12 protein-coding genes are annotated in these 25,526 nt (G+C 46.7%); 9 read left to right on the top strand and 3 right to left on the bottom strand.

Annotated features, from left to right (window positions below; all coding sequences use genetic code 11):
* The first annotated feature begins 405 nt into the window (after positions 1-405).
* Entirely contained in the window at positions 406-1,713 is a 1,308-nt protein-coding gene (gene nhaA / locus C5O19_RS22415) for a Na+/H+ antiporter NhaA (protein WP_104715625.1), read from the top strand.
* 198 nt (positions 1,714-1,911) lie between these two features.
* Here the strand turns inward: nhaA and C5O19_RS22410 are convergent, their stop codons facing one another.
* A complete protein-coding gene (locus tag C5O19_RS22410; RefSeq protein ID WP_165796103.1) occupies positions 1,912-6,516 on the bottom strand; it encodes a LamG-like jellyroll fold domain-containing protein in 4,605 nt (1,534 codons plus the stop codon).
* An 842-nt stretch (positions 6,517-7,358) separates the two neighbouring features.
* On the opposite strand from C5O19_RS22410, the gene C5O19_RS22405 reads away from it, so the two are divergent.
* The 8 genes from C5O19_RS22405 to C5O19_RS22370 all read left to right on the top strand — a co-directional run bounded on the left by C5O19_RS22405 (position 7,359) and on the right by C5O19_RS22370 (position 22,069).
* On the top strand, positions 7,359-11,615 hold the full coding sequence (locus C5O19_RS22405) for a hybrid sensor histidine kinase/response regulator transcription factor (protein WP_104715623.1): 4,257 nt from the start codon (positions 7,359-7,361) through the stop codon (positions 11,613-11,615).
* A 117-nt stretch (positions 11,616-11,732) separates the two neighbouring features.
* The gene (locus C5O19_RS22400; RefSeq protein WP_104715622.1) at positions 11,733-12,224 is read left to right on the top strand and encodes a hypothetical protein; all 492 of its coding nucleotides are present in this window, start codon (positions 11,733-11,735) and stop codon (positions 12,222-12,224) included.
* Positions 12,225-12,422: 198 nt separating this feature from the next.
* A complete protein-coding gene (locus C5O19_RS22395) occupies positions 12,423-13,025 on the top strand; it encodes a Crp/Fnr family transcriptional regulator (protein ID WP_104715621.1) in 603 nt (200 codons plus the stop codon).
* A 728-nt stretch (positions 13,026-13,753) separates the two neighbouring features.
* On the top strand, positions 13,754-15,385 hold the full coding sequence (locus tag C5O19_RS22390; protein ID WP_104715620.1) for an alpha-L-fucosidase: 1,632 nt from the start codon (positions 13,754-13,756) through the stop codon (positions 15,383-15,385).
* An 8-nt stretch (positions 15,386-15,393) separates the two neighbouring features.
* Complete coding sequence (locus C5O19_RS22385; protein ID WP_104715619.1) at positions 15,394-15,738, top strand: L-rhamnose mutarotase; 345 nt, start codon at positions 15,394-15,396, stop codon at positions 15,736-15,738.
* 323 nt (positions 15,739-16,061) lie between these two features.
* Entirely contained in the window at positions 16,062-19,193 is a 3,132-nt protein-coding gene (locus C5O19_RS22380; RefSeq protein WP_207766519.1) for a SusC/RagA family TonB-linked outer membrane protein, read from the top strand.
* A 27-nt stretch (positions 19,194-19,220) separates the two neighbouring features.
* The gene (locus tag C5O19_RS22375) at positions 19,221-20,855 is read left to right on the top strand and encodes a RagB/SusD family nutrient uptake outer membrane protein (RefSeq protein ID WP_104715617.1); all 1,635 of its coding nucleotides are present in this window, start codon (positions 19,221-19,223) and stop codon (positions 20,853-20,855) included.
* 191 nt (positions 20,856-21,046) lie between these two features.
* Positions 21,047-22,069: an aldo/keto reductase gene (locus tag C5O19_RS22370; RefSeq protein ID WP_104715616.1), complete on the top strand. Its 1,023-nt coding sequence runs from the start codon at positions 21,047-21,049 to the stop codon at positions 22,067-22,069.
* 107 nt (positions 22,070-22,176) lie between these two features.
* Here C5O19_RS22370 and C5O19_RS22365 read toward each other — a convergent pair whose 3' ends face one another.
* Positions 22,177-23,745 carry a glycoside hydrolase family 32 protein gene (locus tag C5O19_RS22365; RefSeq protein ID WP_104715615.1) on the bottom strand — a complete coding sequence of 523 codons (1,569 nt, stop codon included), beginning with the start codon at positions 23,743-23,745 and terminating at the stop codon, positions 22,177-22,179.
* A gap of 59 nt (positions 23,746-23,804) precedes the next feature.
* The gene (locus C5O19_RS22360; protein ID WP_104715614.1) at positions 23,805-25,523 is read right to left on the bottom strand and encodes a RagB/SusD family nutrient uptake outer membrane protein; all 1,719 of its coding nucleotides are present in this window, start codon (positions 25,521-25,523) and stop codon (positions 23,805-23,807) included.
* Between the last annotated feature and the right edge of the window lie 3 nt (positions 25,524-25,526).

Here is a 25,526-nt window from a genome sequence, read left to right as displayed (position 1 = left end):
TTTATGCACTTTGTTCTTTCTAATACCCTGTACTCGGCATATCATAAAGAAAGGGTATCTCTTTCATTCGTCGACAATGAGTTTGATGGTTTTACTTTGGGTTCGGGTAAGCAGCCACTTTTCCAGGCGTTTTCGCTCAGCTAATCGCCTGAAATGGAAAGGGGAAAATGCCCTGGTATTTCAAATAAGCGGAGTAAGAGAAAGGAAAGATTATAGAGCTTACGCAAAAAATGAAAGGCAAACCATTATTTTTTTCTAATTAGGATCGATGTCTTTCGGGAGAAGTCTAGTTTTGTCAGTCCCTTTCCATCTTCACTGCAGGCAAGTTGAATCTTTGAATGTTCAGATATAACCAACAGACCTGCTCCAGAGTTATCTATTACTACAATTTAATGCGACTAATTCATGAGTAAAGCCCCCATTGATAGGCTCATTCAGCCCGTAAATAAGTTCATTCATCAGGAGTATACCAGCGGTATCGTCTTGTTTTTAAGCGTGATAGTCGCTTTGATCTGGGCTAATTCGCCGGGGGCAGAATCTTATCATCATACCTGGGAAACTCCCTTTTCACTAAGCTTCGGCGATTTTTCTTTTAACTATCCCCTGCATATCTGGATCAATGATGGACTTATGGCCATCTTTTTCTTTGTCATAGGTCTGGAGCTCAAGCGGGAGTTTATGGCGGGCGAGCTTTCCACCTTAAAAAAAGCGTCTCTGCCGATGGTGGCCGCTCTGGGCGGTATGCTCGTACCTGCCCTCATTTATGTAATGTTCAACTACGGTTTGCCCTCAATTCACGGCTGGGGCATCCCCATGGCTACTGACATTGCCTTTGCTTTAGGGCTACTTTCCTTATCCGGTAATCATATTCCGTCTTCGGTGAAGGTATTCTTATCCGCTTTAGCGGTAGCCGATGATTTGGGAGCCGTGCTAGTCATTGCGTTTTTCTACACGGCTAAAATCGACTTTGGGTTTCTCCTGATTGGTTTTGGCTTTCTGGGAGTTCTGCTGGCGGGAAATCTACTCGGTATCCGGCGTAGTCTCTTTTATTTGATTCTAGGGATTGTTGTTTGGGGCTGTTTCCTGTTTTCGGGCGTTCACGCTACCATTGCTGGCGTACTCGTAGCCTTTACGATCCCTGCCCGCACGCGAATTCATGAGCAGGAGTATTTACAACAAATTAAATCCCGCCTCAAACGCTTTGAAGTAGCTATTCCTCTGCACGGACCTTTGATGACAGCCGATCAGCACGAGATTATTGAAGAAATAAAGGGGCTAAGTTTAGATGCCCAGACGCCCCTACAAAAAATTGAACATACGCTGCATCCTTACGTAGCCTTTCTGATTATGCCCCTGTTTGCTCTGGCTAATGCGGGCATGCACATTGGAAGTAATTTCTTTTCAGAGCTGATGAATCCTGTAAGTGCCGGCGTAGGCGTGGGTTTAGTGCTGGGAAAATCAATCGGGGTGTTTGGCTTTACGTATGTGATGGTTAAGCTCAAGCTAGCCGACTTACCAGCTCTGGTCAACTGGAAACACGTTACAGGGGTAGCGTTACTAGCCGGCGTCGGCTTTACCATGTCCCTTTTTGTGTCCAACTTAGCTTTCTCGGATGCCGAACATGTAGATGCTGCTAAATATGGTATCCTGTTAGCTTCTCTTGTTGCAGGTACCGCAGGTATTACGTACCTGCGTTCGTTATCGAAAGGATAAAAGCTTAAATATTAAATCTTTAGAACAGAGAAAACTAGCGCTTACATGGGAGGATGACATGTGTAAAAGCTCGAATGAGGTAAGCTAGTGGATTCAGAAAAAAGCCATGCATTCCTATTACTGACGTAAGTAAATAGAAAAGCACGAGGCCGCTTACTTGTAGCAAGTAAGCGGCCTCGTGCTTTTCTATGTTTAGTATTACTTCTTAATAATCGTTAATCCATAATTTTCTATCGGATGAGTTATAATAACCCGATAAACGCCGATGGTCAAGCCACTCATATCAAGTTGCAAATTGCCGTTATCCAGATGGTGATTTTTACTTTCGTAAACTACGTGTCCAGTCGTATTTAACACATGAATTTGAACGGAAGAAATCTCACGGTCGGGTAGCTCAATGGTTAGCTGAGCGGATACTGGATTAGGGAATCCAACTAAGGGACGTAAAGTCCGATTATCTACCGAAATAATTCGACTTTCGCTGGTTTTACCATCCGTGTCTACCTGTACCAGTCGGTAATACGCCAAGCGTCCCTTTGCCTGCGGATCGAGGAACTGATAGGTACTCGGCAGTCGGGTCGTACCGTTTCCTTTGATCTGGGTAATGGCCTTGAAGTGGGTAGGTGTATATAAGGCCCGCTCCAGAACGAAATGATCGTTGTTCAACTCTTGAGCCGTTTTCCAGATAAGATGGTTCCCCTCATGGCTTGCTTTTCCTTCGAAGGAAACCAGCTGTACGGGTAAAGCACTTGCGTTGGCCAGGGTAGCTACATTGTTATCGGCCAGAGCGTAATTATAGATGCGGAAATCACCGTACGTTAAGTCAGCATACGGGTCGTTTGCCCACATAGAGCGACCCAGATAGTTTAGCGTCGTTACGCCCAGATCTGAAGGTTTCACCGTAGCCTTGTTATCGGTAAAGATCACCTGGCCGTTCACAAAGAACTTGAAGGTGGTATCTTTTTGTGAAATAGCCACGTGAATCCACTGATCCCTTGGAAGAGTATAGGGGATGGTAGCCCGATAATTAATTCCAGCGTGAGTAATTTCGTAATACAAACTCTGACCAGCTTTAGGTGATAGGGCCATATAGGCACCCGTGCCCGTACCAAAATCGAATATACGGGTATTGTCACTTATATTCTGAGGTATCCTCACCCAAGTGGCCAGCGTAAAATCAGATAAGGTGCTGACTACCCCCGGAGGCAGTTCCAGGTAAGAAGCAGCGGCTTGGGAAAGAGCGACGGCCCCATCCGTTTGAGCCGCATTTGCCGTAGTTGCCATGTCGGACAACGTTGCTACATCCGTAGGGGCATTCATACCCGCCGTCCAGGCTGCACCATTTGTCAGCTGAGCGTGGTAGCCGCCCCAGTCATCGTGGGCAGTCGTTCCACTCGTCTCATCGAAGGCCAGGTGCAAGTGCTGCCCTTTGACCGGTTTACCCGCAAGGCTGGCCGACGCCGGACTGGTTCCAAGCTCATTGTAAGCGACCATCTTGTAATAGTACTGCTTGCCGTTTGACGCGGTGGGGTCTTCATAACGACCAGAGGATAAATCTTTAGCCAAACTGGTGTATGTACCATTTTCCGACTCGGAACGCAACACTTCGTAAACCGTACTAAAGGCCGGATTCCAGGTGATCGTAATCTTATTATCACCCGAAGCGACGTACATATTTTTTACGGCCGTCGGAGCTACCAGCAAGGAGTCAAATGATTTAACCTGTTCCTGCGTAAAGATCAACCAGCGTTGAGCAGTAGCAGCATCCGTAAGATCGAACGGTACGGTAGTGATTGATTCTGGGGAACTGGCGGCCAGGGTCGGCGATGTATAATTATTCTTTGGTGAGATAATCCAGTACGCTTTTGCCCTGAAGCTTTTTTCGTCGGTACCGACCTTCGTATCGTACCGGGCTCCCATAAACTGGAACGACTCAGCTGCGGTAAGCGAAGCAGAGGTCTTTAGTCCAATGCCCGTGCTCTCCTGGTACGTGAAAAGCTTACCTGTAGCGGTGTTACGGAGTTGATAATAAGCCGTAGCAGGATCGAACTCAAGGTACCAAGCCGCCCGATCATCGGTCAGAATACTTGACCCAGAAGCCTTCTTGTTTACGAGCTGTCCGGATTCGCTTTCTGCCAGGAACGAGGTGTTGAGTCCTACTTTATTACCTTCTACCTTGAGGTAATACTTTTGGGAAGGCGTATGCTCGAACGTGTACGCAGGGGTCGTAAAGCCGCGTGAAGGGTTAGCCAGTCCATCTTCACCCAAGGCCTGCGTAACCAGGGCGTGGGCAGTATACAGGAACTCGTTGCCGGTGTCTTCATGAGCACCGTTGATTCCGAAGGGCCACATGTGTACGGCATCGCCCGTCATGGAGCCATCCGTATTGTTTTCCAAAAACTGTACTAATTTATTAGCTCGTTCACCTAGCCAACGGCCCCGGCTGCCTTCCGCCCGCAGTGGCGAGTTCGGGCCATACCAGATCCAGTGCTGTCCAACCCCAATGGTGTGGTTCATTTCGTGCAAGGCCGTTCCCGTTCGCTGATAGCTCGGGTTGGCACCAAACTGCATGTATCCCCCATAACTAGCCTCTGCAGTAGGCGTACCTGCATGGTAATTAACCGACAAATGATGATCCTTAACACTGGTCAGGTTATTGTAGTAATATACCCCTGATTCCACGGCTTGCCTAATGCGAGGGTAGTTATCTCCCCCATTTATCACACTTTCCCGCAATTCGTACGTAACAGTGCCTTTAGGAATCGTGATCACTTTCAGTACTTTACCGTAGCCCACCGCAAAATTCGGCCCGATTGCGTAGGCCCGCATGTAATAAACGGTGGCGGGTTGCAGGTTTTCGAGCCGGTAAATCGCTCCATTGTTGGAAAAGAATTTGGTCGTTCTGTTATCTGAAATTTTGGGATCAGTTGATGTACTCCAGCAGAAACCCTGCTCAATAATATCCTTTTGAGCAACGCCGGAAACCGTACTACGTCCGAAGGCCATTGTAGCTCCACGAGCGAAACGCGGGTCCGTAACTACTACCGGAGCGGAACCGGTTGCGTTAGCAACTCTGAACATCAGCATGGCTTCATAGAGTTCCTGGGGAGCGTTCTGTACATTGCTCAGTTCGGCGTCAAGGTTGTTGACTAACGTCGTACTCTGGTCAATCGCCGCTTTGAACGCAGCCGCTCCATTCCCGGTACCGTTGCCGTATACGCCAAGGACTGAATCTACAGCAATTTGCAATTTCCCATACGCATCAACCGATATACGAGCCGGTTTTAGATTCGTCTCCAGTTGAGCAATTCGTTCGGCTACTTCCGTTCCATTCTGATCCAACGTTGCTTTGGCAGCGGCTAGGGCAGCTTCGAGAGCGGTGCGATTGGTACTCCGCATTTTTTTACCCAGTACGATCGTAGCTGAATCCACCAGACTTTGCAGTCTTTCTTTTAAGGCGTCCGTAGCGGCACCCTTGTAGTACAGCCGGAAGTTATCGCAGGCCATCCAGTTACCCTTGGAATTTTCGGTTTTGAAACCCACAACGGCGGTACCATCCACAACCAAAAAGTCAACCGAGTACTCGCCTTTTGCTTTTACTTCCGCTTGGGCGTTGTTACCGAATACAAAACCGCCGGGTTGCCCTGTATCGGGATTCTGGGAAATGTTCTGTGCTCCAATGGTCAGGGTATACTTTCCATTCGGCAGATCTTTTACTTGCTGAGAAACGCTTACGTTGGGCACGGGAGGACTACTCGCCCATCGCTCGGCGTACGTATTGCCGGCTTTTTGAGGATTAAAGTCTGCATTGTTTTGCGTGTATAAGCCCGTATTGTTCCAGCCCGTAAAACCCGATTCAAAGCTGGGGTTAGCCATTCGTTGCGTCAGGTCCAGCGGCGTGGCATTCGATGCGTTGGTATAACGATAGGCTAAAATGGCCGCATTGATTTCGTCGGGTGCCTTTTGTAAATCCGCTAATGCGGCATCCAGATTAGCGACTAAGGTCTTTTTTTGATTGATGACCGCCAGTAACGTAGCCGCCTCTTTGCCACTGCCGTCGCCGTATGCGGCCGTTCCCGCGTCAATAGCCGTTTGCAATTGAGTATAGGCATCATTAGATACCCAGGCTGCCGTTAGGCTCGTCTCCAGTTGCTTGACTCGCTCGGTCAGTTCATCACCCCCAGCATTTTGGGATATGCTTTGTTTAGCGGATGCCAGGGCATTTTCAAGGGCAGTACGAGTCGCGTTTTGCATTTTCTTAGCCAACACGGCCGGGGTCGAATCGATCAAAGCCTGTAGTTTTTCTTTCATCGCCTCCGTTGCTACACCCTTGTAATACAAACGGAAGTTATCACAGGCAGCCCAGTTTCCTTTGGAATTGTCTGTTTTGAAACCAATGACGGTAGTACTGTCCATCACCAAAAAGTCGATCGTGTACTCATTTTTTACAGTTACTTCTTTTTGGATAGTGTTCGCAAATACATACGCTCCGGGTTGTCCGCTCAAGGGATTTTCTGTAATGTGTTGAGCCCCTACCTTGAGGGTATATTTGCCGTAGGGCAAGCCCTTTATTCGTTGCGACAGCGTTACGTTGGGTAAGGGTGCAATACCCACCCATCTTTCCGCGTAGGTGTTCCCCTGCTTCTGAGGGTTGAAATCGTTATTGCTCTGCGTAGAAAAACCCTCGTTAATCCAGCCCGCAAAACTAGATTCGAAACTCGGATTGACGATTTTAGAGGTTACATCAACCGGGTTGGTTTCAGAGGCATCGTCTAATACAACAGTCGAGACCTTCTTTGCCAACAAAGCTTTTCCTTTATAAGAAAAATTTTTACTTTGAGCACTGGTACGACCGAGGATTGTTTTCGAATTAGGGGTAATTCTAGTAGGGGGTTTTGAGGATTGAGCGTTGACTTGAATGCTCCAAAAGCTCATAAGCCAAGTAAAAAGAAAGAAAAAAGAAGGTCTAGAATACATCATACGTAGAGAGGTTTAAGATACAGGTTTTAGCGTGTACGCCCTGAAGTGTTAGGAAGTGTAATAGATAGGCATGGCTAGCCGGACTAGCTGGTTGGATGCTAGTTTCATAAAGGGTAGATGTTTTGGGGTAAGTATTAAGTTTTGGGATGTATATTAAAATGATCAAAAAGCAACTTCCTATTGTACAAAATAAGAGCATCTGAAAGAGAAGTATGGGTTCTTTTTCGGTCAAAAAGGGGGCTCATTTTAGGAAAAACTGCTTTAACTAATCAGAAAAGAGTTTTTGGCCCACCCATGGAGGAGAGCAACAAGCTCACAAATGAGCAGGAGATGCGTGATCAACTATTTTGATTTAAAGTAATTAGCTGTTGTGCAGCGGCATACCTACAGGAAATTTCGGCCCGTGTGGTCAGCAGCTAGGGGATGTACACGTTTAAGGGATCTGCTATTTCTGTCGAAGTGCTTGCAAGCTTTTCTCTACTCCCTTATTATTTCATAATTCCATGATTAATTAGTATAATTTGCTTTAAAAAATAGTGATCTAGAGAGTATTTCAGGTAAGCTAGCCTCTTATCCAATTAGAGAATTGGTACGTACAAATCCATTTCCTGGGAAATATCCCATTATATCACCCCTTGACTAGACTTAAACCTATCCTACTGCCAATGCTTTCCCTACCTCGATTCCTATGGGCTTTTTTGCGGCTCTCGGTTTTGCTTTTGCTCGTACCCCAAATCAGCCAGGCTCAACGAGAACCTACGCAATTGAGATTTAATCACATCACGGTGAATGAAGGGCTGTCACACAGTGATGCCATTTGCGTTACTCAGGATCATCGGGGTTTCATTTGGGTAGGTACCAACAAGGGTCTTAATCGCTACGATGGCTATCAGCTAAAAACGTACGTTTTACCCAACAACAATCGAAATGAAATTATTAGCAATCGAATTCGTGCTCTGCACATAGACGCTCAAGGTACATTGTGGGTGGGCGTCGATGGACCGGGATTATTCTGGTACAATGCTAATCGGGATCGTTTTGAAAGTATTACCGAACGATCCGTGAATCCTTCGTTCCAAACCCTGATTCAGCAAATAGCCACTGCTGATGTTCCTACCCTTACCACTGATCATGCCGGAAGATTATGGATTGGCACGAGTCAGAGCGGCTTATTCATGCTTCAGTTTGACTCGCAGGGAACGATCAACCGGGTGGATCACCGGAAGCTAAAGCCAGCCGCCGCCGTTCAGCCCCTAATTCGTAAGCTCACTGCCGATCGATTTGATCATATCTGGATTGGGACCCTGGGAAGTGGCCTGTGGGTACTTAACTCGCCTACGTATCAGGCTCGGCACATTCCCTTGAGGGATGAGAATAATATCCGGGCTCTACATGCCGATGAACAAGGAAACTTGTGGATTGGTACCGATGGTCAGATTTACTGGGCCAATTTCCGTAACGCCAAACTACCTACTTCACCTTCCTTTCAATCACTAGGCCGGGGATTTGCCGAAATCGAACATCTGTTTCGCGATTCCTATAAACGCCTGTGGATCAGCACTAAATCTGGCTTATTACTACTAAAGCTTACGACCCCAAGCCCCGTTCTTCCCATTCGGGATGAGGATATGGAAAGCTTTCTTCCCTCCGATACGGACGCTTTTAGTATCAATTCCATACGAGTTCATGACATCATGGAAGACTCGTTTCATAATATCTGGATGGCCAGTTCTGCGGGCGGACTCAATGTACTGAAACCGTACATAAAACCCTTTGGACTCATCCGGCGACAAATTGCGGGGCCCACCAATCCGGCTACCAATTACATCAACGCTATCTGGAAAGATGAAGCCCGCAACCGCGTATGGATTGGTACGCGAAATGGATTAGCGAGTTATGACTTAAAGACCAAAACGTACGTAAATTTTTTGGAACATTCCTATTACGGTAGCGTGAACGGTATGGATGTCTCCGCACTTCATTGGTCCGACGATGGCACACTGTGGGTTGGTACGCGTTACGGCGGCTTATTTACGCTCGATCTTCAGACCAATACGCTGCAATCCGTCCCCGGCTTGCCGGGAGAAACGGGTTGGTCTAGCCTTAGTATTGAGAGCATTACCGAAGATCAGTACGGCTACATCTGGCTGGCTGCCTTCACGGGTGGACTCTATCGGTTAAATCGTACTAGCAAACAAGGTGTAGTGTATTCGGCTGATAAGCGTACCTTGCCAACCAACGATTTTACCTATCTGTCTTATGATCCACAGCGTTCCCTCTTATGGGCCAGTACCCGTAGTGCCGGGTTACTCAAAATTGCCGTCACGCCCCAGTCTATTCATTTGGTAAAACAGTTTAAACACGAAATCAACAACCCTAATAGCCTCAGCACCGACTATACCTGGCCTTTACTACAGGATCGTGGGGGTCAGCTCTGGATTGGTACCATTGGTGGGGGACTGCATCGCCTATATACCACCCCTAGCGGAGAGGAACGCCTGGAACGCTGGGCGGCGTGGCTTCCGGAAACCGATATTGAAAGTTTGTTACTGGATGAATCCGGTAACCTTTGGGTGGGTGGGTCCGGTATTTATCAACTGAATCCCCGGACCAAAAAAGTACTCCATTATGACGTAACCGATGGCTTACAGAGCAATTCCTTCAAAATTGGAGCTGCCTACCGGGCTACTGACCATACACTTTTTATGGGCGGTACTAACGGAATTACGTATTTCCGTCCGGAGGCCATTCAAACCAATACGTCACTGCCCAAAATCCAGATTACGGAACTGCGTATTTATAATCAGCCCATTGCTGTCGGAGATACGCTCAATGGCCGGCCCTTGCTTCCTGCCCCCCTGGCGAACCATTCCTCCATTGAACTTCACTCGAACGAGAACGACTTTTCCATCGAATTTGTGGGATTACATTACGCCAATCCTAACAAGCAACACTATGCGTATCAATTAGTCGGTTACAATCAGGATTGGGTACCGGTGAGTGCCCAACAGCGAACCGCTACGTTTTCCAACCTTCCCGCCGGGTCGTATAGGTTTCAGGTGAAAGCCAGCAATGACGACGGTGTATGGTCCAAACAACCCTTTACGCTGTATGTAACCATTTTGCCTCCCTGGTGGAAAACCTGGTGGGCTTACCTGCTTTACCTGACTGGCATTGGGGTAGCCTTTCTGCTGTATCACCGCAATGGTCTCATTCAGCAGCGGTTAAAAAGCGAATTAACGCTGGAGCATTACAAGGTTGAAAAAGAAAAAGAACTGACCGATAGTAAGTTACAGTTTTTTACAAACGTTTCCCACGAGCTGCGAACCCCTCTTACGCTGATTCTCGGACCGGTCGAAGAGTTGGCAGCCATGAGTCATGAGCCGATTCATCAGGTAAAGGACAAGATAATGCTCATGCACCAGCAAACCCGTAAACTGCTGGAGCTGGTAAATGAGCTCATGGACTTCAGAAAAGCGGAATCAGGCCGTATTCAACTAAAAGTTACTCCGACGAACATCGTACCTTTTCTAACGGAAATATTTTTGATATTTAAGCTAAAGGCTGAAACGCTTCATTTAGACTATACCATTGATGTTCCCCAACAAGCTATTTTCCTGTACGTTGACCGGGCTAAGCTGGAATCCGTAGTGGTTAATTTACTTTCCAATGCCTTTAAGTATTCGTCCGAAGGTGGCTGTATTCATATGATTGTCACTATAGTTGGCTCATCGGACCATCCGGCCGTGTACGAACAGCAGCATCTGACCAATCATTATCTCCAGATTGCTATACAGGATCGTGGGGCAGGTATGAATACGACCGAGATGAGCCGAATCTTTGATCCCTACTACCAGGCCACGCATACCAAGTCAATTCAGGTAATGGGAACGGGTATCGGGTTATCGCTGGTAAAAAAATACGTAGATGCCCATCAGGGAGAAGTGCTCGTTACTAGTCAACCGGGAGCCGGAACTACCTTCCTTTTGCGGTTACCATTTGGCAAAGCACACCTTGACGCAGATACACTTCTCAAAATACCCGCAGAAACCCAAATTATTCGGGAAGAAACTACGCTTTCAACACCGTCAATTGACCCAGAAAAAAGCTTTTCAGAAGGTCCTCTTCCTCAATCGGCCCACTTGCTAATTGTCGAAGACAATGACGAATTGCGGCAGTATCTATATAATTCCTTTGCTAAAACTTATCAGGTAAGTACCGCTACGGATGGAGTCGAAGGTTGGAATAAAACCCTGGAACTACTACCCGATCTGGTCATTAGCGATGTGATGATGCCCCACAGCAGTGGGCTGGATTTGTGTCAGAAAATCAAAAAGCATCCCAAAACACTGCACATACCCGTATTTCTGTTGACGGCTCGTGCCACGGCTATGCATCAGTTGGAAGGACTCGAAACGGGTGCTGACGAATACATGACCAAGCCTTTTAATGTAGATCTGTTGCGAACAAAAGTGACCGTAATGCTACGGAATCGTTTTTTATTAAAGGAATATTATCACCGACAGCTTTTGCTTCAGCCAACGGATCTCATCATTCCAGATGAACAAAAATGTCTACTGGAAAAAGCCATCACCATCATCGAAGCACACCTGATGGATGCAGACTTTACGGTTCCGGTCTTAGTTCGGCAAATGGGAATGAGTCAATCTTCGTTTTACCGTCAAATTAAGACGATTACTGGGAAAACTGTGGTGGAATTGATGCGGGATGTTCGTCTGAAACGGGCGGCTCAGCTCTTGGCTAGCGATGACGTACGCATTGGGGAGGTCATGATGCAGGTTGGTTTTGAAAGCCCAAAATACTTCCGTAAAGCCTTTCATCAACTCTATGGCATGTCTCCCCTGGAGTACGCTAAACTGCATCGGTTGCAGGCTTCAAGTGAAGAATTTGAGGATGCGTAGCAGGAGCTATAGTTTGTTCTTAAGAATAGCCAAGAAAATAAAATAGGTTGCGAAAATTCACTTAAGTGAATTTTCGCTATTTCCTTCTTTTAGAAGTTTGCAGAAACAATCAACGATATGCGACTTTCAAATTTAGGAATTTTCCACACAGCCATTGGTGTAATCGCCATTCTTTCCGCACTTTTATCCTTTGTCCAATACGGAAAAATTAATTTAACAAAGGTAGCCGGTAAAATTTATTTGTACTGTACAATCATTACTTCATTAACAGCATTAGGAATTTCTAAAAACGGAGGGTTTAATGCGGGACACGTTTTTTCCATATTTATTTTTATCCTAGTTCTGCTGTCATCTGTTATTTCTCGTAAGAAACGAGGAAATACTAAAGCTCGTTACTTCGAAAATTTTATCTTATCGTTCAGCTTTTTTCTATCACTTGTTCCTACCGTCAATGAAACCTTTACGCGTGTTCCAATTGGACACCCCTGGGCTAAAAACGTTACGGATCCGGTGATCGCTAAAACATTACTTTTTCTCTTCGTACTATTTATCGCTGGTTCGATTTATCAATTCGTTAAGCAACGGAAAATCAATAAAACGTTTCCATAATTGATTTGCTAAAATTTACAGATCATAAAAGCAATATGAAAGGAAGCCTAACGTATGAGATTGTATGTTTCTTTACAAAGGAAAAGAACTAATGCTGATCAGAGCCACCTGTTCACCTCAATTACAAGGCATTAGAACTACGGCTTCTCAATGAAGATGCTTATCTTGCGAAGATTCTTGTTTTCATGAACGAAGAAAATGAACATAGAGCCATCAAAATTTTTACACGATATACTCGCTCCCTTCTCAGGGCTAACGGAAGAAGACCTATCCGTTAGCCTTCCTTTCTGGCGAAAGCGGCACCTACGTAAAGGAGATTTTTACAATATGCAAAATATTGTATGTCAGGATTTAGGGATTGTTATAAAGGGCCTTTTTAGAGTCTATTACTGCGATTCAATTACGAATGAAGAAAAAAATATGTTCTTTTTTTCAGAAGAACAATTCATTGTTTCTTTCCGTAGTTTCCTTTACCAATGTCCTTGTGTTTACTACATTGAAGCATTGGAAGATGCAGACGTATTGTACCTATCTTACCAGGATTTACAGAATTTATATCAGAATCATAAGTCTTGGGAACGTTTCGGAAGAATACTGGCGGAGCATTTTTTTCACCAAGCACAAGGGCGGACCGAGGATCTCTTATTATTTAACAATGAGAAACGTTATCTCAATTTAATCAATGAGCACCCTAAGATTGTAGAGCGAATAGCCGCTTATCATATCGCCTCTTATTTAGGAATAAAAAACCAATCCCTGAGCCGGATTAAAAAACGAATACAGGACACTATCAAATCCTAATTCTCAATCATTTTATTTTTAGTTATTACTATTTTCATTACCCTATTAAGATCAAGTATAGCGGTTTAAGCATCCACCTATTCATACTGTTTTTATATACTGATTCGATAGAAGAAGAGTCATCTTATACATTGATAAGATAACCCTTCTTCTATTGATCTGTTGATTTCGTGATCGTACGCGTATACTACCGATATTTTGAGCGAACCCCTTTGCGAATAAACAAAAGGGGGTACTCGGTATAGAGAGGGATCAAACCAACTACTCTAAAAACGTTTAGTGGCAAGGCTGGTATGTCATTATTTTTTGAACGTAGCCTATTCTGATAAGCGTGATCGCAGCGGGTAAAGCTAGAAATGAAGTGCAAATAGCCACTTCCCAGGACTAAGCCTTGACCATTATCTCTCAGCGAACATTCCCTATCGATGAGATAAATCTGCTAAAACGGACTCATCACCTCCCAATCATTCCACGATTTGTTCAACTATAGGCAATCCGTATGCAACAGCGAAAAGCTAGTCTTAAATCCTATGCTGTACATAACTAACTGACTACTAATACATTTCACTCCTTCCCTTATTTTACTTGAATTTACCATAACCATTCAAAACCCGATTTGTTAAAATTAAAATCCTTTTTGTACAATTCAAACATTTTATTAAACTATACATTTGTAACAGTCAATTACCTTTATCTAAAGCGATATACGCTTGCCTAAGCATTAAACTATGAATCGCAGAGCCCTTCTTAAGAATACGCTTGGTTTATTACCCACCTTAGCCCTTTCTAATCCTCTGTTGGCTGAACTAGCAAAGACCAAGAAAGGACCATTTCTACCGACCTGGCAATCCCTAGAGCAATTCCAGACGCCGACTTGGTTCAAAGATGCCAAGTTTGGCATGTGGGCCCATTGGGGTCCCCAATGTCAACCCGAAGCTGGCGACTGGTACGCCCGGGGCATGTATCAGGAAGGCAGCCACCAGTATAAGTATCACCACAACAAGTACGGACATCCCTCTAAATTCGGCTTCAAGGACGTCATTCATGAGTGGAAAGCCGAACGCTGGGACCCCGAGGAGCTGGTGGCCTTCTACAAGCAGGCCGGTGCCCAGTACTTCATGGCCATGGCCAATCACCACGATAACCTGGATCTCTACAACAGCAAACACCAGTCCTGGAACTCCACCAAGGTAGGTCCCAAAAAAGACATCATCGGTGGCTGGGAGAAAGCCGCCCGCCGCCAGGGCCTGCCCTTTGGCGTGAGCGTGCACGCCGCTCACGCCTGGAGTTGGATGGAAACGGCCCAGCGAAGCGATAAACAAGGACCTTTAAAGGGTGTACCCTACGACGGCAAGGTGACCAAAGCAGATGGAAAAGGAAAATGGTGGCAGGGCCTGGACCCCCAGGAGCTCTACGCTCAAAACCACCCCTTAAGTGAAAACAGCTGGGACGATGGCATGATCCACCGGCAGTGGAACTGGGGCAACGGTGTAGCTAAACCCACTAAAGCCTACTGCGATAAGTTTCTAAAGCGAACCCTGGATCTCATCGATCAGTACAACCCCCGCTTCATCTACTTCGATGATACGGCTTTGCCCCTGTGGCCCATCGATGACGCGGGGCTAAAGATCGCGGCTCACCTATATAACAAGAATATAGACCAGCAGGGCAATCAACAGGCGGTGGTGTTTGGCAAAGTGCTTGATGAGCAGCAGCGAAAATGTATGATCTGGGACATTGAACGAGGCCAGAGCAATGCCATTGAACCCCTGCCCTGGCAAACGGATACCTGCATCGGGGACTGGCACTACAACCGGGCGGTGTACGATCGCAAGGGTTATAAGTCAGCCAAGACGGTAATTCACACCTTAGTGGACGTGGTGAGCAAGAACGGCAATTTGATGCTCAATATTCCGGTGCGGGGGGATGGCAGTATTGATGAGCAGGAGCGGGCGGTCGTCAGCGAGATTGGGGCATGGATGAAAGTGAACAGTGAGGCTATCTACGGTACTCGTCCCTGGAAGGTGTTTGGTGAGGGTCCGGCTCAGGAAGGGGCGGCTCCGCTGTCGGCTCAGGGGTTCAACGAAGGCAAAGGCAAGGCTCTCACCGGGGCGGATATTCGGTTTACCAGCAAGGGGGATGTTTTGTATGCCACAGTGATGGGCTGGCCCGAGGGGGGAAAAGTGCTGATCAAGTCGCTGGCTAGCGAGAAGGGTTTACACCCGATCCCTGTTCGCCGCGTTTCACTGCTGGGTGGTTCTGACTCGCTGTCCTTTGAGCAAACAAGTCAGGGTCTGGTGGTGCAGCTGCCCGACCATCAAGCCACGCTGCCCTACGCTAACGCTTTGAAAATTGTCTAGATCCGAGTATGAAAAAATTCTGCTTTGCTCTGGATTTAAAAGATGATCCCGAGCTTATTCATCAGTATGAAACGTATCATAAGCCCGAAAATGCCTGGCCCGAGGTTACGCAAAGCATCCTGGATAGCGGCATAAAAAATATGGAAATCTATCGCACCGGAAACCGACTTTTCATGATCATGGAAACCAGCGATGATTTTGATTTCCGCCTCAAAGAGCAAATGGATCGCAGCAATGCCAAAGTAATAGAATGGGAATCACTCATGTCGCAATTCCAGCTACCGCTCAACTGGTCTGCTGAAAACGAAAAATGGTCACCAATGGCTCGCATCTTTACATTGATCCCCGCTTAATCGTTACTGATGTTTAGGCTAAGTTTTACCTTCTTCTATTTTTAACGTATATACATTATCGTTATTTTAGTTTATTCTCGTTGGATTGCCGTTTACCCTTGATAGTACTATCAAGGGTAAACGGTAACCAAATAACACCTTTCGTACTGATTTTCATTTTCTGCCCCTTGAGATTGTACTTGATTTGAGATTACTGATACTTACCACGCTAAGCCTATGATGAATACCCTCTGATCCTCGGCTAAAATTCTGCTTCCATACACGCAATACAGCTCTTTAGCCGGGGCTGGTTCAAACCTTTATTCTCTTTAATACAATTTACTATGAAAACCTCATTTTTACCTCCTCCGCAAAGGATGTTCCAGCGAGCAATCCTACTCGGCTTTATTTGTGTGGCTGGTTCTTCTCAGGCAGAATCAACCCCAACATTACCACTTTCAAAGCGTTCAATAGCAAGCTCATCCATTACGCTAGGCGAGAAAACCCTTGCCCCTACCTTCATCCTCACGGGTAAGATCAAGGATGAAAAAGGGGGCGTAGTACCCGGAGCAACGATTCGACTAGAGGAAAATGCAAACGTCGGTACGACCTCTGATGGGGATGGAAAATTTTCTCTAAATATTCCCGGCACTACGGGTACTCTGCTTATTTCTTCAGTGGGGTACGTCAGTCAGAGTATTGCCGTTAGTTCAACTAAGACGGCGGTAGACATTGTCCTGCAAACCGATAGCAAAGCCCTTACTGAAGTTGTAGTAGTAGGCTATGGTACGCAGAAAAAAGTGAATTTAACGGGTTCAGTTTCCAGTATTTCCACCAAAGAAATTGAAAACCGTCCCATTACGCAGGCCTCTCAGGCCTTGGCTGGTTTGGTAACGGGTGTAGTGGTTTCCCAGGGATCGGGTCAGCCCAGTAACGATGGAGCGGGTATCACCATTCGGGGGATTGGCTCGTACGGGGCCGGTGGAGGCCCCCTCATCCTCGTCGATGGTTTGGCTACTTCCATCAATGACGTAGACCCTAATAACATCAAAAGTATTTCGGTGCTTAAAGATGCGGCTTCCGCTTCCATTTACGGGAGTCGAGCCGCGAATGGAGTAATCCTGATTGAAACCAAGCGGGGCCAGAGTGGTAAACTTCAAGTCACCTATAATAATTACCTGGGCTGGCAAAAGCCCACCGCCCTGCCCGAATTCGTGGATTCCTGGGAATACGCCAAGCTCAGAAACGAAGCCAATGTTAATTCCGGTCAGTCGCCCTCCTACACGGACGCTCAAATTGAAACCTTCCGCAATCAATCGGATCCGGATAACTATCCCAACGTACCGCATTTCAAAAACCTGCTGACCTCGGGCAGTGGTTTTCAAATGGCCCATTCGTTGAATTTTTCGGGTGGTACCGAGCGGAGTCGCAATTTGTTTTCCGCCAGTTACTTATCACAGGACGGTATTGTGGCTAAAAACGGCTACACTCGCTACAATTTCCTCTTCAACAATGACAGTCAGCTCAGTGATAAGCTGACGCTAAAAGTGAGTTTGCAGGGCTATACCGCTGAAAATCATTCACCTAACTCAAACGGCGGTGGGATGAATAGTATAATCAATTTTGCCGTTCGCCAGGGACCTATCTACGCGGGACGTAAATCGGATGGCACCTATGGCTACCAGGATAACTATAGCCCCGAAGCCTGGTTATCCAGTAACTCTTTTTACAAAGGCACGAACAAATACTTTTTAGGCGGGGCCGAAATGAACTGGAACATCCTGCCCGGTTTAAATCTAAGCGGGAAAATCGGTTACAATTTCTGGAGTAGTTATAATAAAGAATATGCTTCTGATTTTCAGTTCGATGCCAACAAATACGTAGGACCTAACACCCTTAACGTCTACTCCGGCCAGGGTACGCAGGTGACCTTGCAATCTTTACTATCTTATGCTAAAGTTATTCAGGATCATTCCTTTACGGTCTTGGCAGGAGTATCGCAGGAGGAATACAGTGATTCGTATATATCCGGATTCCGTAAGGACTTTCCGACCTCTTTACTCTACGAACTCAACGCGGGTTCGGCCACGGGGATGAGTAGTTCAGGTTCGGCCTCCTCCTGGGGCATCCGATCAGTTTTTGGACGACTCAACTACTCGTTTAAAGACCGTTATCTACTGGAGGCTAACTTAAGAGCTGATGGTACCTCCCGCTTTCCCGCCAAAGGTCGCTGGGGCGTTTTCCCCTCCTTCTCGGCCGGATGGCGAATCTCGGAAGAAGAATTTCTTAGCTCGGCTTCCTGGCTGGATAACCTGAAACTGCGGGCTTCCTGGGGGGTCTTAGGCAACCAGAATGTGGGAACGTACCCCTATCAAAACCTGGTGAGTCTGGGTCAAAATTATTCATTCGGCGGAGCCTTAGCTACGGGAGCTGCGACGACACGGCTTAGCAATGGCGACATTACCTGGGAAGAAACGGCTATTTCTAACCTAGGGCTGGATATGAGTCTATGGAAGGGAAAACTAAGTCTGGTACTCGATGTATTTGATAAGAAAACAACGGGTGTTTTGTATACAATTGCCACCTCTTCTACACTAGGCTTAGGGACTTCCGCGGTGAACATCGGCAGTGTAAAAAACAGTGGATTTGAAGCTCAATTGACCTACCGGGGCAAAAGTAACGGACTGAACTGGGCCATTTCCCCTAACTTTTCCTACATCAAAAATCGGATTACCGGTCTAGCCGATGGGTTGAAGCAAAACATCGGTAGCGGCTTATTTGTCGGACAGCCTATTGGTGTTATTTATGGCTACGTAGCCGATGGGTTGTTTACCAGTACAGATGAGATTAGCAAATATCCTGCCCAACCTTACGCCGCTCAACCGGGCTTTGTTCGCTACAAAGACATCAGCGGACCTAATGGCGTTCCCGATGGACAAGTGGATGCTACGTATGATCGCCAAGTTATCGGCACCACCGTTCCTAAGTATACGTTTGGCACTACCCTCTCCCTTGATTACAAAGGATTTGATTTCTCTGCGTTGATTCAGGGGTTGGCGGGCTATCAAAAACAAATCGGCTCGTACTCGGCCTTTGCTTTCTATAATGGCGGACAAATCCAGCGGTGGCAGGTGGATAATCGCTGGACTACCGACAACCCCGATCCCAACGCGAAGTACCCCAAGCTGACTAGCCTTCAAATGGGTAGTGGCACGATCCAAACCTCTACGTACTGGAATCGGGATGGTAGCTTTGCTCGTTTGAAAAATCTTCAAATTGGATACAGTATTCCTTCCGAAGTACTCCAAAAATGGAAGATCAGCCGTCTTCGTCTGTACTTCAGTGGGCAAAATCTCTTTTCGCTCAACAAGTTCTACAAAGGCTGGGATCCTGAGATGACCAATGCCACGGGCGATGGCAGTCAGTTCTATCCCATTACTAAAGTCTATACGTTTGGTATCAATCTAAACCTCTAGTGATCTCTTTTATACAAGAAAATTCCTATGAAAAACATACCTTACCTGACGCTCAACCGAGTCGTTAAAACGACGCTGTTGCTAGCCCTTACCACGTTTTTACCCAGTTGTAAGAAGGACTTTTTTGATAAGCAGCCCCTCGATGCAGTTTCGGATGCCACCTTCTGGAAGACCGAAAAAGATGCTAACCTGGCCTTGGTGGGCTGTTATAACTTCGGTTCCGGATGGGCTTCGGGCGACTTCTTCGGCGGGATGTCCATGATTTACCTGGACATGATGGCGGGTTTGGGTTCTGAAAAAGAACTTATCCCCGATGCGGTAACCAATGGTACGTTAAACTCCGCGTACTGGCTCACGTCTGCTTTCTGGAGCAACTCCTACGTAACCATTGCCCGTTGCAATAATTTCCTGGATCATATCAACGAAATTACGATTAATGAGGCAACGAAAGCCACGATGATTGCGGAAGTAAAAACGATCCGGGCGTACCTGTATTTAAATCTGGCTTTGTACTTCGGAGACGTTCCTTTACCGACAAAGTCGCTGACGATTGCGGAAGCCAATAGCATCAAAAGAACCCCGAAAGCCGAAGTGTGGGCCTTTGCTGAAAATGATCTGAAAAGCAGTGTGGCTAGCCTTCCCTCCACGCGTCCGGCTAATGAACGCGGTCGGATTACCTCCGGTGCAGCGTTGGCTATTCTGGGTCGTTTACAAATGGCAGAGAAAAAATGGAGTGATGCCGCCGCTACCTACAAACGGATCATAGATAGTGGCGTATACAGCGTGGATCAAGCCGGATTTGCTCAACTATTCAGACAAACCGGAGAAAATAGTAAGGAGGTCGTTTTTGCTCACGAGTACCTGGAAGATTTTTTGAGTACAGTTATGCTGCAATACCTCTATCCCGAGGCCTACGGCGGATGGCATCAGTTTTCGCCCTATAACGAGTTGGTACAATCATATGAATGTACGGATGGCAAAACCGTGGAGGAGTCGCCGCTTTACAACTCAAACGACCCCTACGCCAATCGCGATCCACGTCTGGATTATACCATTATGATTTCAGGACGTACTACATTTAAAGGTATTACCTACGAAGCCAGCCCTACTTCTACTTCTCCGGATCGAATTACCCGGTATAACTGGAGTGGCTATTGTATCAACAAATTCATGGACCCTACTTTTTCGGGAAGCCTGACCAATTACGGGGGCAATTTCCCGCTCATTCGGTATCCGGAAGTGTTGTTAAGTTATCTGGAATCAAAACTGGAAGCCGGAGAAGCCATTGATCAGACCCTGCTCAACGCCACCATCAACCAGGTAAGAGGACGCAGTACGGTAGCCATGCCGGCCGTCTCTACCACCAATCCAGCCAGCCTGCGAACGATTATTCGTCGGGAACGAAAAGTGGAATTTGCTTTTGAAGGACTGCACTACTTTGATATTCAACGTTGGGGAACGGCAGCCACGGAACTTAATCGCCAATTCACGGGCATGAAACTGACCAATACACCAGCTACTTACACCGCTTTTCCGGTGGATAGTCAGGGATTTTATCTGTATCAGAAACGAAATTTTGTGGCGGGCAAAAATGAGTTATGGCCCGTACCTCAATCGGAAAGGGATATTAATCCAAACTTGACCCAAAACCCTGGGTATTAATGAAACTTCCTAGCCCTCTCAGAAGATGTATCCACTTTTGAGAGGGCTAAAAGCAATTATTTATACCTTGTTGATAGGTTCCAGCCCTTGAAATAAAGTCTATGGTTTAAGCACGAGTTCCTTTTCATTTTCATCATTCGATTGCCATTTTTGCTTTTCCAGTCTAGTATTCGCTTTCTAAACGAATTTTCATGCAAGCCCTTTCTTCAACAGGTCTCGATCTTCCCCCCGTCATTTTCGGAACCAGTTGCCTCGGTAATATTTACGAAGCCACTCCTTTCGAAACCAAACGTAGCATTGTGCAAGCTTGCGTTGAAAACTCACCCGGGAAGGCCGTTTTTGATACAGCCGGCAAGTACGGTGCGGGCTTAGCCCTGGAATCATTGGGGAAATGCCTGGAAGAATTAAAAGTAGATCCCAAAGATGTTCTCATTAGTAATAAGCTAGGCTGGTACCAGGTGCCACTTACTACGGATGAACCTACCTTTGAGCCCGGTGTTTGGAAGGATCTCAAAAATGATGCGATCCAGCGAATTAGTTACGAGGGTATTTTGGAATGTTTTCACCAGGGAAATGAATTGCTGGGTCGGTATAGCTCCCAATTGGCCTCGGTACACGATCCCGACGAATACTTAGCCAGAGCCACGAGTCAAGAGGAGGAAGAGGCTCTATATCAGGATGTCTTAGACGCGTATCGAGCCCTTTCCGAGTTAAAAGCATCCGGGCAAGTACTCGGCGTGGGCGTAGGAGCCAAACAATGGCAGATCATCGAACGACTCTCGAAGGATGTACAGCTGGACTGGGTTATGATTGCCAATAGCCTTACGCTTTATGATCACCCAACCGCACTGATTGAATTTATCCAACAGTTGCATCAAAAAGGAGTGGTAGTCATTAATTCAGCCGTGTTTAACGGAGGTTTTCTCATTGGCAGTGACTATTACAACTATCGCCTGGTCGATCAAACTACTGAAGAAGGCAAAAAGCTGCTGCAATGGCGAGAAAAATTCTGGGCGGTGTGTGAACAGTTTGATATCAAGCCCGCCGAGGCGTGTTTTAACTTCGGTTTTACTGTTCCGGGCGTCCATAGCGTAGCGTTGAGTACTACCAAACCCAGTAAAGTGAAGCCTAATATTGAAATGGCGACGAAAACAATTCCAGACGAATTTTGGGAGGCTTTAGTACAGGAAGGCTTGATTGCTTCCCGAACGTAAGCTCTTTCCCTGTTCCTGAACATAACAGGTCCAAACGATACGCTTTTACGAACAGAGAACGGGTTGACTGCGAAGATTTTCGTTAGTCAACCCGTTCTCTGTTCGTACTACTTGGCCGTAAGGGATGATATTTTCAAATCTTTGAATTCACCCGTGCCGCCTTTCGTAAACAACTCCAATTGTCCAGTGGTCTTTTCGGGAAAAACTAAATCCGTCAGTACGGCTTTTCCATCATTGACGTACACTTCCAGTACCGAAGCATCGGCAATAAGGCGTAGTTTTATCGCTCCATTTTGAAGCGTTACCGGAGCTTCCTCTATGCTGGGAAATCGCTGGTGAAAAGTGACATTACCGGAGGTACGCCGATCCAGCTGAATCTTCCCCGCTTGGTAGGAAAGAATCGTCTCTTCTGAACCATTCTTGTACAGACGGATACCCTGGGACTCGGCCTGACCGGGCACTAGCGTTACTTCCAGTTCAAACGGCGAAGCCACCGTTTGCGGGATTACTTGGCTAGTAGTATTCAACGTAAGCGACTTCTGCTGGTAGCGTACTTGTTTACGTAAGCCTGAGATTTTAGGCTGCTGAATCAGTACGAGCCCTTCGTCGGTACGCTTCAGAGCCACTTCGCGAGGGAGTGACATGGCTCCTTTGAAAGGTTCAGTCGGTAAATCGTTCGCGTATTCCCAGTTATTAACCCAACCTATCATAACGGGTCGTTTTTGCGAAGCTGGTAGATTATTGTAGGGAATGGCCGCGTAATAATCCTTTCCGTAATCAACCACATTACCCCATTCGGGTGATGCAGGTTTAGGATTTTCTTGATCGAGTTTAAAGTTGGTACCATCAAAATCGCCGACAAAGTACTGCATGCCCACGTATCCTTTCTGGCGATGTCCCGAAGAGATAAATAATACCCAGCGGCTTTTACCCGGCTCATTGAGAATAGGTACCTGAATCAGCGAAGGGCATTCCCAGATTTTGCTTTGATCCCCCTGTTTGCCAAACCGACTCATCTGCTTCCAGGATTTCAGGTCTTTCGACTCAAAAAACAGCACGCTGTATTCATCCGGTTTGACGGCAGCCATCACCCATTTTTTTTGGGGTTCATACCAGAATACATTAGGATCCCGAAACTCATTCGTGTTCAGTTCCAGTACTGGATTCTTCGCATACTGCTGCCAGGTACGACCCTTGTCCGCACTGTAAGCTAAACTCTGGTGCTGGGCCAAAGCCTTGCCTTTCTCATCGACGTGCGAGGTGTAAATGGCGACCATACAATCTTTCGTGCCCGTCGGGCAAAGCTTACTGGTGTTTCCATAGTCGATGACAGCACTCCCCGAAAAGATCATGGTTACACTTTTCCCATCTGGATTGGCAAACTCGTTGAGTGCCACGGGCAGTTCGTTCCAGTGCAGTAAATCCTTACTCACGGCGTGTCCCCAGCTCATGTGGCCCCAGCGATTTCCCTGGGGATTGTATTGGTAAAACAGGTGATATTCGCCGTCGTAATACACCAGCCCATTGGGATCGTTGATCCAGTTTTTTTGAGGAGTAAAGTGAAAGGCCGGGCGGTACTTTTCGGTGGAAGTAGCGGGAGCAGGACTCTGGGCTTGCACGCTGGAATCCATTATGATCAATGCGGCAGCAAGGGCCGATACTAGATAACTTTTCATAGTAAATAGGGTACATACCCCGTTAGTTCGGTAAAGATAAAATAGCAAAGGCTCCAGAATTACCAGCCCGGATTTTGCTGGTACAAATTAGCCGTGTAGTTAATCTGGTTTAAAGGAATGGGTAGATATTCATCCCTGTTTTTGGTAAAACGGGCTTCTTTCAGGTATTCCCGCTTGGTCTTTTCCTGCGTGAAATAGGCATTCAAGTATTCAGCTGCGATTCCCCACCGAACCAGATCAAAAAATCGATTTCCTTCCATGGCAAACTCCAGTCGTCGTTCCCAACGCAGGGCCTGTCGAGCGAACGTCCGATTCCAGGTACAGTTCACACCGGGCTGATACGTCTCTAACTTGTAGGAAGAAATATCTTTCCCCGTTTTATCCTTTAGCAGAGCGGTACTTCGCTTCGCCCGCTGCCGAATCTGATTAATGAGAGGCAAGGCTTCATTTTCCCGACCGAGTTCGATCAATGCTTCTGCTTTCCACAAAAGCACATCGGCGTATCTGAGGAGAATATTGTTTTTAGCACTTCCCATAAACGGCGGTACCTTCTGAAAACCAGGACTATCGTATGCTACCGTTTCTTTCATGGAAGCATACGAACCATAGATGTCCGGAGCCCGTGCCCAGCTGGCCTGGTAGATAAAGTCGGGCTTGTATTTATAGGGATGACCCGGAATGGCTACCGTATGGTCCAGCCGTGGATCGAACGTATTTTGTTGAAAATCGCTCAATTCCTTGACGTCTTTTTGATTGAACGTATCAAAGAGGGGCAAGCCCTGCGAATCCGTTTTAAACGCATTGACCAGATTTTGACTGGGCTGATGAAACCCGCAGCATCCGTACTCGGTATTCATGGGATAACTTAAGGCACTGCTCCAGTCCAGCCGACCTTTGGGCGTTCCATCATTCTTGGAACGTTGAATGGCGAAGATCGATTCGGTACCGTTATCGTACTCATAGAGGAAATTCTTGCTGAAGTCATCAAACAGCCCGTATCGTCCGGAAGTGATTACGGCGTCGGTAAGCGTCACCACTTCCGTTAGCTTGGCTTGATTGATACCCGTTACGTTATGGTTCACATCCTGCTGATACGCCTGATACAGTAACACTTTGGCCAGATAAGCTTTGGCGGCAATCTGATCGGCCCGTCCTTTTTCGGGTTGAGCTACGGGTAAATTTTCCGTCCCAAACCGAAAATCATCGGCAATCTTGTTCCAACTTTCTTCATTGGATAAGTCAACGTTGGAAATCTTACCGTACTCCTGAGTCGGCACACTCTCATCAATGTAGGGAATATTCTTGAACAGGATTTTCAGATCAAAGTAGGAATGACCCCTCAAAAAACGCATTTCGGCCTGTCGTACTTTTTTGTTCGGGAAAGCCTCCTCACTCATCGCATTGAGGCGTCTCAACGCATCATTCGCCCGAGAAATGGATACATATAAACGATACCAGATCACATCACTCTCGCTTAGATCGGGCCGGATATAGGAAAAGGTTTCGTAAAAATGGAAGGCACTAATATCAGCCGTACCCGCCCCTCCCTTATAGGCATCCCCTGAACGCAGGTTCCCGTAGGGCCACAGGGTGAAGGGTGCGGTGTAATGGTCATTGCCGATGGCTGCGTAGGCAGCCGTGCATAATTTTTCAATGTTCTCCGGGGTATTGAGTGCATCGCCATCGATCACGGCATTAGGAGCAACGTCTAAGGCTCGCTGGCAGCTGTTCCCGGCTACGATCAGGAGCGTAGCCAGTAAAAGGCGTGTTAGTTTCATAAC

This window comes from Siphonobacter curvatus, from assembly GCF_002943425.1.
Classification (GTDB): Bacteria; Bacteroidota; Bacteroidia; order Cytophagales; family Spirosomataceae; genus Siphonobacter; species Siphonobacter curvatus.
This window is presented reverse-complemented; position numbering and strand designations above follow the sequence as displayed.

Coding starts and splice junctions, on each gene's coding strand:
- nhaA (WP_104715625.1), top strand. CDS start 406: ATGAGTAAAGCCCCCATTGATAGGCTCATTCAGCCCGTAAATAAGTTC.
- C5O19_RS22405 (WP_104715623.1), top strand. CDS start 7,359: ATGCTTTCCCTACCTCGATTCCTATGGGCTTTTTTGCGGCTCTCGGTT.
- C5O19_RS22400 (WP_104715622.1), top strand. CDS start 11,733: ATGCGACTTTCAAATTTAGGAATTTTCCACACAGCCATTGGTGTAATC.
- C5O19_RS22395 (WP_104715621.1), top strand. CDS start 12,423: ATGAACATAGAGCCATCAAAATTTTTACACGATATACTCGCTCCCTTC.
- C5O19_RS22390 (WP_104715620.1), top strand. CDS start 13,754: ATGAATCGCAGAGCCCTTCTTAAGAATACGCTTGGTTTATTACCCACC.
- C5O19_RS22385 (WP_104715619.1), top strand. CDS start 15,394: ATGAAAAAATTCTGCTTTGCTCTGGATTTAAAAGATGATCCCGAGCTT.
- C5O19_RS22380 (WP_207766519.1), top strand. CDS start 16,062: ATGAAAACCTCATTTTTACCTCCTCCGCAAAGGATGTTCCAGCGAGCA.
- C5O19_RS22375 (WP_104715617.1), top strand. CDS start 19,221: ATGAAAAACATACCTTACCTGACGCTCAACCGAGTCGTTAAAACGACG.
- C5O19_RS22370 (WP_104715616.1), top strand. CDS start 21,047: ATGCAAGCCCTTTCTTCAACAGGTCTCGATCTTCCCCCCGTCATTTTC.
- C5O19_RS22365 (WP_104715615.1), bottom strand. CDS start 23,745: ATGAAAAGTTATCTAGTATCGGCCCTTGCTGCCGCATTGATCATAATG.
- C5O19_RS22360 (WP_104715614.1), bottom strand. CDS start 25,523: ATGAAACTAACACGCCTTTTACTGGCTACGCTCCTGATCGTAGCCGGG.